Origin of the sequence: Abyssisolibacter fermentans (assembly GCF_001559865.1) — a bacterium.
Lineage (GTDB): Bacteria > Bacillota > Clostridia > Tissierellales > MCWD3 > Abyssisolibacter > Abyssisolibacter fermentans.
This window is the reverse complement of sequence record NZ_LOHE01000080.1, coordinates 41,927-56,198: the sequence shown is the minus strand read 5'-3', so window position 1 is coordinate 56,198 and position 14,272 is coordinate 41,927. Positions and strand designations below refer to the sequence as shown.

Genomic DNA, 14,272 nt, shown 5'->3' with positions numbered 1-14,272 from the left:
TTAGAGCAAACGTTTGCAGTTCTAATTTTAAAAGACTGTGAATTTATATATAGCAAATTTTATGCCAGTATATATTTTTTATTTGAAATCTGTATATCATCAGCTTAAGCATCAATTTTGCTTTTTTCAACTTTTATTACAGCAATAAAAAAACCTGCAAAATTTGCCGTTATGCAAATTTTGCAGGTTTACTATTCACACTCTTTCGCTTTATATCTTAAAGCTCTTTCACTTATACCAAGTATTTGTGCTGTTTTCTTTTTATTATTAAACTTCTTTAATGTTGCCTTTATAACTTTCTTCTCTATTGTTTTTAGGTCTTCACCTACATGTACAGGTATGACATCTTCTCTAGTCTTTATAATATTTTCTACTTTCATCACTTTATCAGGTAAATCATCTACGTCAATAAAATCATTATCAGTTAATGCTACCCCGCGTTCTATTATATTTTCTAGTTCTCTTACATTTCCTTTAAATTTGTATTTTTCCAGTGCTTCAAGAGCCTTAGCTGTTATCCCTTTTATATTCTTTTCTAGTAGTATATTGTATTTTTTAATAAACTCACCCGTAAGTCTAGATATATCTTCCGTCCTTTCCCTCAATGGGGGCATATTAATATTTATTACATTTAACCTATAAAACAAATCTTCTCTGAAGTTGCCTAATTTCACTTCTTCTTCTAAATTTTTATTAGTTGCTGAAATAAATCTGACGTTAACCTTTATTCTTTCAGATGATCCAATAGGGCATACTTTCTTTTCTTGAATAACTCTCAAAAGTTTCGCTTGAAGACTTATATCTATGTCACCTACTTCATCTAAAAAAAGTGTCCCTCCATCTGAAAGCTCTATTATCCCTTTTCTATCTTCAACTGCTCCAGTAAATGAACCTTTTCTAAATCCAAATAATTCACTTTCTAACAAGTTTCCTGGGATAGCAGGGCAATTAATAATGTTAAAAGGCTTGTCCTTTCTTTTTCCCTCAAAATGTATTGCTCTAGCCACAAGTTCTTTACCTGTACCACTTTCTCCATTTACTAACACATTTGTATCTATATCTTTTACTTTTGAAATCAAATCAAAAATATTAATCATTTTTTTTGAGCTTCCTACTAATCCAAATTTAGAAACACCATTACCGATTTGAGCACTTAAGTATTTAATCCTAGAATTTAATACAATATATTCCTTTGACTTTTCGAGAAGAAGTCTAAGTTCGTCAATATTAATTGGTTTTGTTATGTAATAAAAAGCACCAGCCTTAATAGCCTGCACTGAAGACTCTATTGTCCCATAGGCAGTCATAATAATAACTAAAACGTCAGATTTTAAAAATTTTATTTTTTTCAACACATTTATTCCATCACTTCTACCTAATTTCAAATCCAAAAGCACTATTGATATTTCATTATTCTTTATAATATTTATAGCTGTTATTTCATCATAAGCTGTAAATACTTCAAACTCATCCTCAAGAGCAAAACTTAGTGAAGTACATATTGACGACTCATCATCAACTATTAATAATTTTTCCATGATTATCAATCTCCAATTTTTTAAAATCCATAATAACTTTTGTACCTTTCCCTAATACAGTTTCAAATTTAATTTGTACATCATTTTCTAAAAGCAACTGGTAAACTATAAAAAGCCCAAGACCTGTCCCATTAGCTTTGGTAGTATAAAAAGGATTGAAGATTTTGTTTAAACTATCTTCATCTATTCCACAGCCATTGTCTTGTATAGATAATGATATAATCTTATCTAGCTTTTTAGCAGAAATAATTATTTTCTTACCTTCTTTATCTAAGCTTTCAATAGAATTTAGCATTAAATTAATAAATACTTGTCTAAACTGGTTTTTATCAACGTATATATATATATCTTCGCTAATATTATTTTCAAAAATTATGTTTTCCTTATTTATTTTATCTTTTAAAAATAACATAACACTATCAACACTATCATTTAATTTGACAAATTCTTTAAATGGTCTTCTGGGCTTTGAATACTCAAGTAAATTTGTTATAAGATCATTTAACCTATCTATTTCTATTGGAATATCTTTTGATATCATCTCTCTAAATTTTGGATTATCAAATTTTTTAGGTATCAATTCTGTATATGTTTTTATAGAAGTTAATGGATTTCTTATCTCATGTGCGATACCTGCAATAAGGTTTCCCAATGACTGAAGCTTATCTTTTCTCATTATATTATCCTGAAGTAATTTTTCTTCAGTTACATCTCTAAAAATAATTATAGTATCTTTATTTTCTCCATTAATACTATTTAGTGTACTAATTTTATAACTTAAATATATTTTATTACCATTTATTAAGACTTCTTTCTCGCCTTTGTGTTGCACTAGTTTATCAGAAAAATATATTTTGCTAATAACTGTATCACTATACCTTTTACCTTCCATACTCTGCTTAGTATTTAATATATTATCAGCTAGTTTATTTGAGAATGTTATTGTACCTTCTTGATTAATTGTAACAACTCCACTAAATATAGAATTAAGTATCCATTCTCTAAAATCCCTTTCATATTTAATCTGCATATTCTTTTTAACAAGTATTTCATTAGCTGAATTAAGTTTACTCGTTTGTCTTGAAACCTCTTTTTTTAATGTAGCATTCCATCTATAGAACATAAACACGATAATAATAAATATAATTATTAATATACTTAAAAAAAGCAATATTTTATAAACATACTGTCTTGTATGATCAACAGTTCTTCCAAACCATTTTCTGTATATCCTATCGTAAGTCCCATTTTTTTCTATATTTCTTAGTCCCTTATTAATTATGTTTAATATTTCTTTATCTCCGTTTTTCACAGCCATACAATATTTGGTTGAATTAAGAGTCTCTCCAACTAATTTTATTTTATCTTCAGCTTCCATTTTATTAATCAAGTAAACACCTGTCAAAGTATTGCCTATATAAGCATCTACTTGTCCACTAAGTAGTTCATGTAATGCGTCTTCTTGATTCTTTGTATAAATAATATTAACATTGTTTAATTCTTTAAGATTGTTTTCTACAATATCTTCCTGCTGTATAACAACAGTTTTGCTGTTTAAATCTTCAAAATCAGCTATATCCTTATTATCAGCTCGTACAAAAATCGACTGTGAATTTTCCAGATACTCTTTTGAAAAATCATAATATTTGTCTCTTTCTTTAGTATATTTCATCCCTTGAATGACATCTATCTCTCCATTTTCTAACTTTTTGCATGCATCATCCCATGACATGGGATAAAACTTAATATGTACTTCCATTCTAGAGGCAATAGCATTCATTATATCTACATTAAAACCAGTATAAGTTTTTTCATTATCAACATATTCATAAGGAGGAAATTTTTCATCTCCAGCTACTTTTATAACAGTGTGTTTATACTGTTCTAAAGTTATGTTGTCATATATTTCGTATGCATTAAAAGCAAGAAAAACTAATATTACAATTACTACAAATAAAATTTTTTTAGACAATAATCTTCACCTGATTTCTACATCGTTTTTTATCATAACCAAGACACTGCATCTTATGGTTTCCTTTCAGTTGTTATTAGTTTAATTTAATAAATTGCCTGATAGTAGCAATACAAGGAATTTTCTTTTTATAGCTTCTATAATACTATCATATTAGGTAATACATAGAATCCTTTTTTAAAAATTTTTAGTAATTACTTTTTTGTAATATTCATGCCTTCTTGATTCCACTCTTTAATTCGTCTTTTATAAACCACTAACAACAAAGCAGCATCTATAAGCCATTGTATTGCTGTTATTCTCCATACATATACTACGGGTTTTCTATTCAAATAAATAAAATAATACATTAATGGCAATCTAAAAAGCCAGTTTGAAATTACAGAAACTATAAATGGACTTTTAGTATCACCACTACCTTTTAAACCGCCTCCTATAATCATAGAAATAGCTATAGGTATCTGTTCAAGTGCAGCTACTGCCAAACAAGAAGCTCCTAATAATATAACTTGTTTCTCATTTTCTTTTATAAATAATGTAATAAGTTCTTTCGGAAAAACAAAAAACATTATTGCTATTAATGCCATTATAGCTGTACCAAAAAATAAACAAATATTCATATATTCTTTGGCTTTCTTATAATCCTTCGCACCTATTTTTTGTCCTACTAATGTTGTAGCCGCAACGGCAAAGCCCCACCCTGGCATATATGAAAGTGATTCTATTGTAGTTGTTATTTGATTAGCTGAAAAAGCTGCATTTCCTAGCAGCATTATCATAAATACATTTATTAATCTGCTTATACTAAAAGCACCTTCCTGTAAAGACGATGGTATTGATAAATTGATAAGCTCTCTAAACCTTTTTATACTATAATTTTTTATATACTTAATTCTCGGTTTTATTTCATCATTAGTAAAAACGTATTTTACAACTAATAATAATCCGCATACATTAGCTGTAGTCGTTGCAATAGCAGCACCTCTAACACCTAACTCAGGAAATCCAAATCTACCAAAAATAAGCATATAGTCTAAGCTTATGTTAACTATATTTACCACAAAAGATATTTTAAGTGGTGTTTTAGTATTTCCAAAGCCTCTTAACACCGCATTAAACGAAGATTGTACCATGTTAAAAAAAGCACCAATAGAACATATCCTCATGTATTTAGCACCTATATAAGCTACTTGTGAATCTGCTTTAGCTAGCTTTAATATACTTTCTGAAAAAACAAAGAATGTTAAAGATATTAAAAACGCTATAACTATAGTACATGCAATACCTAAACTTGCATATTCTTCAGCTTTGTGTTTTTCATTAGCGCCAATTTTTCTAGCTACTAATGATGTAATCCCTACACTTAATCCCATTGCTACTACTATATTTATAAAAGTATATATAATTTCTGAACTCAATCCAACTGCTGTTACACTTATTTGTCCACCATGCTTTCCTACCATCATGGTATCTAAAACCCATATTAACATATAAAGAATCATTTCGCCAACAGCAGGCAGTGATAATCTTAGTACATCTTTTATAGTTTTCTTGTTAAACATATTCTCTCACCTATACAATCTGACATAGAAATAATATACCAAATATTATTATACAAAAGCAAGAACTATTTATTACATTTAAAGAATATATTTAATGTATTTTTATCAGTTATATTGACAAAATACTATTAACACCATAAGAAAGGAGATAAAAATATGCCTTGGAAAAAAGGAAGCGTTACTTTTGATGATGGTACAACTTATCCAGCAGATTTACTTGTAAAAGATGATGGAGAAGTTTGGAACATGAAGGTTTATAAAGATGGTAATACAGTCGAAGAAATAGATGCTCAAGCATTTGCAAGTAAGTTAAATAAAAATCCAGAGCAAGTTTATCCATTTACTTATAAAATTGAAGAATAATCTAAAGGGGCTGTCTCAAAATGTTTGACTAGACCATAACCAAGGTCTAGTTTTTTGTTGTGAGTAATATTATCAAACCTATACCTAAAAAATCTTATAATCTAAAGAAAAAGCTATGCCTCCATTTCAATGTAACAGATACATAAGCTTTAATAATTAGATTTATAACACCTTCATCTTAATCTTTTCCCCTTTTACTACAATAGTCAATTTTAAATATCATTGACTCCTTGAGCTTTTAAATCTACTTCATATTTTTTTAATTTGTTTAATACTTAGTTTCTTCTAACGGCTCATTTTCAAGAATTACGACACTTATACATCATTCTTAAAGTAAAAAATAATCATTATAAATTTGGTATAATCAAAAAGTTTTTTGATTTGTATATTTCTTAACTTGATTACATTTCATTGATCCAATGTACACGCTTTCTAAATTATCTCAAGTCAAAAAGATAAACAAATTCTTTAACAAAAATATTATAAACATAAGTTTAAATACAACGAATTAATTGGTAACATATTGTTTTATTGTTATTATATTTTATTTATTCTTTATTTTTGAATTTATTTATGCTATACTATTATTATTGACTTACTTTTTTACATAATTTTTTATTTATTTTAAAAATATATCAGGTGTATATATGTATTTGCAATCAACAGTATCATATCCACTTTCCCAATCAGTAATATGATGGTTCACGACAATTGGGGTTCTACACCAAGAAAAATTTATGTCGCTTATGGAAGAAACTACAAATCTGTTACTATGTCAACATTTAAACCAAAATAGAATAATATTGAGGTGATTCTTCTGAAACCGTATATTAAGTTCATTATAATATTTTCAATAATCATTTTAACTGGTGTTTTATTAAGTATTCGATTTTTTCATTCTGAAATAAACAATAATACAGTAAATAATGATAAGGATCCTTTAGAAGCTAAATTTCAGTCTTTTGATTCTATTGTAAAAATTGATGGTAATCAGCCTTATAAATTAGAAGAAAGATGCTCTGGTACTGGTGTATTATATGTATCATATGATAAAAAATTAATTAATGAATTCATAGGACTATTTAAAAATAAAGAATATCTAGAATTAACTGAATTCGAGGGTTTTGATCTTACTGGTAATAGTCCTAAAAGGTTTAAAGATAAAGATGACAATATTATTTTTTATGTTTATTTTGTTAACGAAGGTGTTGCTAACATAAACAGCAGATATTATATAATAACAGGCGGTATGAACTATGAAAAATATAAAGAATTGCATAATAACTTTATTACGGATGAAAATATTCAAGAAGAAAATTGGTGATATATTTAGTTTATGAAAATGGATGAAATTTAAGGTAATATAATTTAATCTGTGCTTTTGTGAAAAAAACGTTCTATTCTGACAACAATTCAAATATAACCAGAAGAGAGCGTTTTTTTATGAGCACAGTGCCAAAAGAAGTATTAAGAAATATGATTACACAAGTGAATTTGAAAACAATAGGAGATCTTCATAGTTACCTATAATACATGTCAAATAACTGATATAGCATATAAAGTACAAAATTAGTCATTAAATCAATCACACGAAAATTTGCTCTTAAATGTGCAATATTATTTTAAGATATATCAATTATACTAAAGCTAACTCCATCAGAAGTATTATTTGCTATAATATCATATTTATTAAGATTTAAAAGTTTTTTAACTATAAAAAGTCCTAATCCTGTACTTCCTCTTTTTCCCTTAAAAAAAGGAGTAAATAGCTTTTCAATAGTTTTATCATCTAAAGAAGGTCCATCATTACTTATTGTAATAATATTATTTTTCACATAAATACTAATATTGTTTTTTGCATATCTAACTTGATTATCCAAAATATTATTAAGAACTGACTCCCATTGTTCTTCTAAACCTCTAACTTCATAATCATAAGTAATATTTAAGTCCCAATTAATAGTTTCATCTAGTCGCTTAAATCTTTTTGAAGCATTTTCTATCAAACTTACAATATTTAATGTACTATTAACAGAATAATTCTTTGAAATAAAATCTATTTTATTTAGATATAAAATATTTCTAACCATATCTTCAAGTCTATCTATTTCTTCATCAATAACCATTAAAGAACTATCTAAATCTCCTTTTGGATATTTTTTAGATAATATAGAATCCGTATATCCTTTTATAATCATAATAGGTGTTTTTAATTCATGTGATATTGAATGAAAATAATTTCGCAAATCTTCATCATATTTTTTTAGCTGTAGTCTCATCTTATCAATACTTTGACTCAACCTACCTATTTCATCATCATCCTGTGCATAAATCGGCTTATCCCACTGCATTGATGCTATATTTGCTACATCTGTTTGAAGCTTATTAAACCTAATAGATATTTTTTTTATCATTGCATATGAAAGAATAAATATTATAATCATAAAAGAAAATATGACAATTATAAATTTACCAAATATATTTTTAGTCAGCTCATTCGAGTAAGTTTCCCACATATATGATATAATAAAGCTATTATTTGCTACTTGTTTTACTAGTCTATTTATATTTTTATTATCCTGTTTATAAGAAAGAATCTTTCTATTAATATTTCTGTTGTCTATTTTTTTTATTACATAGTAAAGTTTTTTACCTTCAATATTTTGAACATACCTTTTTTCTTCATATCCATTTTTTATTTGTTTTGATATATTTTTTTTTATATCTTCAAAGTCGAAAGGAATATTTTGCAAATTTTTTAAACTGCTAATTTTCTCTGTTTCTTTATTATAGGTTGCATACATATGACCTACTGCTCTAGAATTTTGATCTATTGCTATATCTTCTTCTTTATAAACCTCATCTCTGTTAATTCTATTAATAACAGTCGGAAGTTTTATACTTTGTGCATGTTCTATAGTTTTGTAAGTTTCCTCAGTAAAGAAATCTTTAATACCTTTATAAGTAATAATACCAACTAATGACATAAAACAAATTGTTATTAGCATAAACCAAATTATATATTTCTTTAATATTGATTTTTTCTTCATTCAACCCACCTATATCCATAGCCATATACTGTTTCTATCTTTAAATTTGGAAGCTTCTTTCTGATTCTCCTTACTAAATCATCAACAACTCTTTCACTTCCAAAATAATCTTCTCCCCATACGTTATTTAAGAGATCTTCTCTTGAAAAAGCCTTTCTTGGAGCATCTATCATTACTTTTACCAAATCAAATTCTTTCGAAGTCAATACAACTACTTCATTTTTATATAACAGCTCTCTACGTTTCTTATCTAATATGTAACATTCATTGACAGTTATAACCTCTTTAGGAGTATTTCTTGATAACAACTTTTCTATTCTCAAAATCAGCTCTCTCGGCAAAAATGGTTTAGTTATATAATCATCACTTCCATATTCTAAACCAATAACCCTATCTATATCTTTATCTCGTGCAGATATAAATATAACAGGTACATCTTTTACTTCTTTTATTTTTTTAATTAGTGTATAACCATCCATATCTGGTACCATAATATCCAACACCCATAAATCCACATCATCCTGTATATGCTTTAAGGCTTCTAAACCATAAAGAAAAGATTTAATTTCCCAACCTTCATTTTCTAAGTGAAAAGTCAAAAGATCATTTAAATTTTTTTCATCTTCTAATAAATAAATTTTATACACTTTAACACCCCACTACTATTTATAAGAAATTATTAACTTAATAGATAAACTTCTTTACATTTAAGTAAAGGGTTGTTTCAATTTTGAACTTCATTCATTTGAAACAGCCCTATTTTATATATTAACACAAACCACAGCATTATTATAATAAAAAACTATAGAATAAATATATTAGAATTATGTGAAATTATGTGTTTTTATAATTGTTAAGATTATATTGTATTATAATTGACTAATTATCAGAGGCTAAAGTTTTATAATAGGTAATTTTACATGGCTATGATAACTGCTTCCATGATATATTTTTTGCACAGCTTTTATCATCTCTACATCTTCATAAGGATTATTTCCAGTATTATGATTAGGAAATACTAATGCTTTAGCACTAGATGTAATAGTAACTCTTATTCTATGACCTTTTTTAAAAACATTAGCAGTTTTAGCCATTCTTATATTATACTCTTCTATTTTCTCTGGCTCTAACAACGTTGGATTTTCAAATGAATTTCTATACCTAGCTCTTAATATACCGTCTGTTAATCTTATAGAATTTTCATTTTCATCAACATCTTCTAACCTGACCACCCAATCCGTATCCTTTGCACTACTTGCTGCATATAAAACTGCATATATATTCCCAGCAATCGTAACAGGTTCTTTTAATACCTCTGATGTATATACTAACACATCATATCTTTTATCTATATCCTTATAATTAGCAGGTACATTCATTTCATTTTCCGATACATCTATTAAAAATGGTACAGGATTATGTGGATCATAGTCGTATGTATCATATAAATCAGTTTTTGAAATATTCCAGCTTAAACTACCATTTCCACTGCTTGTTTGAGCATTACCATCACTATTTAAGTAAATATTTGTATACTCTACATTCTCAGGAGGCCACTTATTATCTTCCATCCATTTATTTTCGCCTACCAAATAGTATTGTACAGATTTTTGGTTTTCAATATCGTTATCAATACCTTTTAAAAATTTATCAAACCATTTTAATGTCAATACATCTATATCATATCTAATAGAGTTGTTTCCAAATTTTACTCCATGTATTTCTCTACTACTGTTAAACCCATGTTTCCAAGGTCCAAATACCAACTTTTGATTATTTCTTTTATTTTTTTCATTCATTTCCCATGCTACTGTTGAACCCATTCCATTATCATCATACCATCCAGAAATTATTAAGGAAGGTACATCTATCTTGTCACCGTATAAAGACCAATCTGTATTTTTCCAAAATTCATCATTATTTAAATGTTTCATCTGTTCATCACAAAAATGAATACTCCTCCCTAATCCTACCCTAGGAATTTCCTTTATTGGTCTATGGTTTAATAAGGTATCCCAGTCATTTCTTTTTAGAGCCTTTCTATTCATTTTCTTATCTGCCATCATAAAAGTCCAAGCAAAGGAACCAGAAGGAATTATACCACCTTTTCTTTCAATATCAATGAATGGAGGACCTGAAGTTACCATACTTACTATAGCTTTAAGATTCTTATTGCCGCTGGCAGCAGCATGCCATTGAACACAACCTAAATACGAAGAACCGATCATGCCAATATTTCCATCACACCAATATTGTTTAGAAATCCAATTTAAGCTTTCATCTCCATCTTGTCTATCATACTTATACGGAACCCATTCACCTGTAGAATCTTCTCTACCTCTTACGTCTTGGATTACTAAAGCGTACCCTCTACAAACGTATTTAAACCATCTTTCCGCCTTATCTAATCTGCCATAAGGTGTTCTTTTAAATACAACGGGGAATTTCTTGTTTATATCGTCTGATTTGGGTATCCATACATCTGTAGCTAAATCTGCGTCATCTACAGTATTGATATAAAAAGTCCCTAAATGTTTTATACAATATTTATCTTTTGAAATTTTTTCATCATTCCATAGTTCAAGAGGTGTTAAATCTTCATTACCTTTTTTAATTAAAACACTACATTCATCTCTTATAGTTAGGATATAACCTATAATTTCATTGTTTTTGACAATTAAATCAACTGGTATGTTGCGTGTCTGCATAACCCATAACCATGTGTTTTCGTCGATTTTTTTATATTTTTCAAGACAAAATTTTTTTGTTTTAAACGTCTCTACATTTTTTAGATTGATAGCCTTAACTTCATTATAGACATCAAAAATTCGTTCAGGTAAATGTTTAATAGCAATATCTCTAGATTTTATCTCCACATAATCTGACCAAAGATTATCAAAAATATTCAATGTCCTAATTAAAAATTCATTCTTATTTATGACAATTTCAGACCTTAATATTCCTGATTTATAAAATAAATAAACGTCTCTATTAAGCCAATCCATAAGCGCGCCTCCTATATTTATTTAAGAACCTTTTTATAAAGATTCAAGAAATTCTGACCAGTTATCATTTTAATCTCATCATCTGTATATCCTCTTGAAATAAGTTCTTGTATAAACAATTCAGTTTCTTTATAAGATTTTATTACATCAAATACTATCCCATCATGACCGCCTCTTAAAAAATCACAAAAATCAAATCCAAAACCCACATACTGTACTCCAACAAGTTTTGCTATGTAATCAACATGATTAGCTAATGTTTTGTAGTTTTTATCCTCATCATTCTCTGCTACAAAATTACTACAAACATTCATACCTATTACTCCACCACTTTTCGCAATAGCTTTTATTTGATCATCTTCTAAATTTCTCATAACATTACATAATTCTCTACAATCTGAATGAGATGCTATTACAGGATTTTTCGAAATACTAATTACATCCCAAAAACCTTCATCATTTAAATGACTTACATCAATAATCATACCTAATTCTTCTGCTTTTCTTACAATCTGTATTCCAAAATTAGTTAGTCCACCTTTTTTACCTTCTTCTATTTCTTTAAAATTACTTCCATCCCCTGCATAATTTCTTCTACTCCAAACAAGACCTACTAATCTTACTCCTAATTCGTAGAAAATTTTCAGAAGATTTATATCGTTTCCTAATGGTTCTACTCCTTCAAAGGATAAAAGGAAACCAACCTTTTTCTCCTTAATTGCTTGTTGTATATCATCATATGTTTTACATAACATAATGTACTCAGATGATTCTTCAATTTCACAATATAATGCACTTATTTGGTCTAATGCTTGTCTAAGAGCCATCTCAGGTACAAATTGATCATCTATAAAAATAGAGCAAACTATTAAGTTAGCTCCACTCTTTTGAAATTCTTGTAGGTAATCATTCTCTATAACCTTTATTTGACCTTTTAACCTCTTACTAGTTACATCAATAAGCATATCATAGTGTGCATCAATTATTGGAAAATTATCTTGTATGTGTTTTATACGTTGTTTCACACTATCCCCCTCCTTTTTCTAATACTTTCTATAAAAGTATAATACATACCTCTTTTTTAAATAAAATGATAATCATTCATAGTAATAAGCAACATCCTAGTTTAAATTCAAGGTTCTCAGTTAAAAAAAAGGACTACCTCAAAAATTCGAGATAGTCACAAATAATAACCAATAATATTGGATAAAAAGCAAGTTTTATAATCAAATCATTTATTTAGACTTTACGCTTATTAATATTGTTCCATATTTATTTCAAAAAAACATTTAATAAATATGGAAAGTTTAGAGGATTTTTGTATGTTAAAATAGAAATATATCCTTAATTTCTTAATTATAGGAGGCTTTTTATGAGTTATGATATTCAAAAACTAAAAATTGAAAATTTTGATGATTATATCAAAATTCAATCTAATGCTTATACAACATTAGAAATAACTAAAGAAAAAGCAGAGTTAATAAAAACGCAGGCAGCTGAACTAGATAGACTAGGAATCGATCTTGGTTATTATGGAATCTATAAAAATTCAGAGCTTTATGGTGTAGGAAGATTTTACGATTTTACTATGAACTTTTTATCAGTATTAGTACCAGTTGGTGGATTAGGTTCTTTAGCAGTAGATTTACTTCATAAAAAAGAAAAAATATGTAGAGATGTAACATTATTCGGTCTCAATCACTTCAAAAATAAAGGTTGTCCATTAGTAATAATATATCCGTTTCATCCAAATTTCTATAAAAAAATGGGCTTTGGTTTTGGAGCTAAAATGAGCCAATATAAAATAAAGCCTCATGACTTGCCTTCAAATCATTGTAAAGATCATCTATTTTTCGTAACTGATAAAGATAAAAAAGACTTGATTGATTGTTACAATAGGTACGCATCTAAAACAAATGGTTTATTTCAGCATAATGAAGATTTATTTGATAGATCTTTTAAAGCAAGAGGTGCTAGAACTATAGCATATAAAAAAGATGGTCAAATACAAGGATATGTCACAATAACATTTAAAAAAGGTAATGAAGATAATTTCTTAATAAACAATCTGCACGTAAATCAGCTCATCTATGAAAATAGAGAAGCTATGCTAGAATTATTTACTTTTTTAAATTCTCAATCTGATCAAATATCAAGAATTATTATTGATACTCATGATGAAAATTTTCATTTTCTACTCAATGATGTACGTGATGATTCTAATATACTCATTCCTCATGTATTTCATGGAAGCAATCACCAAGGAGTAGGTACTATGTATAGAGTGGTTGATGTAGAAAAAGTTTTTGAAGTATTGTCATCTCATAATTTCAACAATGCAAGCTGTAAATTATGCTTAGACATCAAGGACTCTTTCATGCCGCATAATAATAAAAAATATTATATTGAATTCAATAATGGTTTAGCAACAATAAATAATAACACAAATTATGATGTAAGAATATCAATGGACATTGCAGAATTTGCCTCTTTAATAACAGGAACAATAAATTTTGAAACTCTTTATCATTATAATCTGGCAGATATCTCTGATACTAGCTACTTAGATGTTGTTGACAACATATTTAGAGTAAAACATAAACCTGCATGCTTAACAGCTTTTTAGTCTAAGTTGTAAAAAATACCAATATAGTTACTAGGGAACCATCAAAGATTATACACATATTGAAAAAACTATATGATAACGTGTTGAGATGGTTCCCCTCACCAAAAACTTTTGAGTCAAACTAATAATAGTCATCCACATTTTTTTATTTTTATT

The 14,272-nt window shown here is 27.6% G+C and carries 10 protein-coding genes; 3 read left to right on the top strand and 7 right to left on the bottom strand.

Translation table 11 applies throughout. The annotated features are described in order from the left end of the window. Positions 1-191 precede the first annotated feature (191 nt). From AYC61_RS15970 to AYC61_RS15960, 3 genes are all read right to left on the bottom strand, one after another. Positions 192-1,538, bottom strand: a complete 1,347-nt coding sequence (locus AYC61_RS15970) for a sigma-54-dependent transcriptional regulator (protein WP_066504752.1) — start codon at positions 1,536-1,538, stop codon at positions 192-194. After that, on the bottom strand, positions 1,516-3,510 hold the full coding sequence (locus AYC61_RS15965) for a transporter substrate-binding domain-containing protein (RefSeq protein WP_066504751.1): 1,995 nt from the start codon (positions 3,508-3,510) through the stop codon (positions 1,516-1,518). Before AYC61_RS15965 ends, AYC61_RS15970 begins: the two co-directional genes overlap by 23 nt. A gap of 194 nt (positions 3,511-3,704) precedes the next feature. Further along, positions 3,705-5,072 carry an MATE family efflux transporter gene (locus AYC61_RS15960; RefSeq protein WP_066504750.1) on the bottom strand — a complete coding sequence of 456 codons (1,368 nt, stop codon included), beginning with the start codon at positions 5,070-5,072 and terminating at the stop codon, positions 3,705-3,707. 156 nt (positions 5,073-5,228) lie between these two features. Between AYC61_RS15960 and AYC61_RS15955 the strand changes: the two genes are divergently transcribed. Next, the gene (locus AYC61_RS15955) at positions 5,229-5,435 is read left to right on the top strand and encodes a hypothetical protein (protein WP_066504747.1); all 207 of its coding nucleotides are present in this window, start codon (positions 5,229-5,231) and stop codon (positions 5,433-5,435) included. An 808-nt stretch (positions 5,436-6,243) separates the two neighbouring features. Next, on the top strand, positions 6,244-6,759 hold the full coding sequence (locus AYC61_RS15950; RefSeq protein WP_066504744.1) for a hypothetical protein: 516 nt from the start codon (positions 6,244-6,246) through the stop codon (positions 6,757-6,759). 298 nt (positions 6,760-7,057) lie between these two features. Here AYC61_RS15950 and AYC61_RS15945 read toward each other — a convergent pair whose 3' ends face one another. From AYC61_RS15945 to AYC61_RS15930, 4 genes are all read right to left on the bottom strand, one after another. Continuing rightward, a complete protein-coding gene (locus AYC61_RS15945) occupies positions 7,058-8,485 on the bottom strand; it encodes a sensor histidine kinase (RefSeq protein WP_066504739.1) in 1,428 nt (475 codons plus the stop codon). Then, on the bottom strand, positions 8,482-9,132 hold the full coding sequence (locus AYC61_RS15940) for a response regulator transcription factor (RefSeq protein WP_066504736.1): 651 nt from the start codon (positions 9,130-9,132) through the stop codon (positions 8,482-8,484). The genes AYC61_RS15945 and AYC61_RS15940 overlap by 4 nt, the downstream gene beginning before the upstream one ends. A 246-nt stretch (positions 9,133-9,378) precedes the next feature. Continuing rightward, positions 9,379-11,490 carry a CocE/NonD family hydrolase gene (locus AYC61_RS15935; protein WP_066504728.1) on the bottom strand — a complete coding sequence of 704 codons (2,112 nt, stop codon included), beginning with the start codon at positions 11,488-11,490 and terminating at the stop codon, positions 9,379-9,381. A gap of 17 nt (positions 11,491-11,507) precedes the next feature. After that, the gene (locus AYC61_RS15930) at positions 11,508-12,515 is read right to left on the bottom strand and encodes a dipeptidase (RefSeq protein ID WP_066504725.1); all 1,008 of its coding nucleotides are present in this window, start codon (positions 12,513-12,515) and stop codon (positions 11,508-11,510) included. 347 nt (positions 12,516-12,862) lie between these two features. Between AYC61_RS15930 and AYC61_RS15925 the strand changes: the two genes are divergently transcribed. Further along, positions 12,863-14,116 carry a GNAT family N-acetyltransferase gene (locus AYC61_RS15925; RefSeq protein WP_066504722.1) on the top strand — a complete coding sequence of 418 codons (1,254 nt, stop codon included), beginning with the start codon at positions 12,863-12,865 and terminating at the stop codon, positions 14,114-14,116. Positions 14,117-14,272 lie beyond the last annotated feature (156 nt).

Coding starts and splice junctions, on each gene's coding strand:
- AYC61_RS15935 (WP_066504728.1), bottom strand. CDS start 11,490: ATGGATTGGCTTAATAGAGACGTTTATTTATTTTATAAATCAGGAATA.
- AYC61_RS15970 (WP_066504752.1), bottom strand. CDS start 1,538: ATGGAAAAATTATTAATAGTTGATGATGAGTCGTCAATATGTACTTCA.
- AYC61_RS15945 (WP_066504739.1), bottom strand. CDS start 8,485: ATGAAGAAAAAATCAATATTAAAGAAATATATAATTTGGTTTATGCTA.
- AYC61_RS15925 (WP_066504722.1), top strand. CDS start 12,863: ATGAGTTATGATATTCAAAAACTAAAAATTGAAAATTTTGATGATTAT.
- AYC61_RS15960 (WP_066504750.1), bottom strand. CDS start 5,072: ATGTTTAACAAGAAAACTATAAAAGATGTACTAAGATTATCACTGCCT.
- AYC61_RS15955 (WP_066504747.1), top strand. CDS start 5,229: ATGCCTTGGAAAAAAGGAAGCGTTACTTTTGATGATGGTACAACTTAT.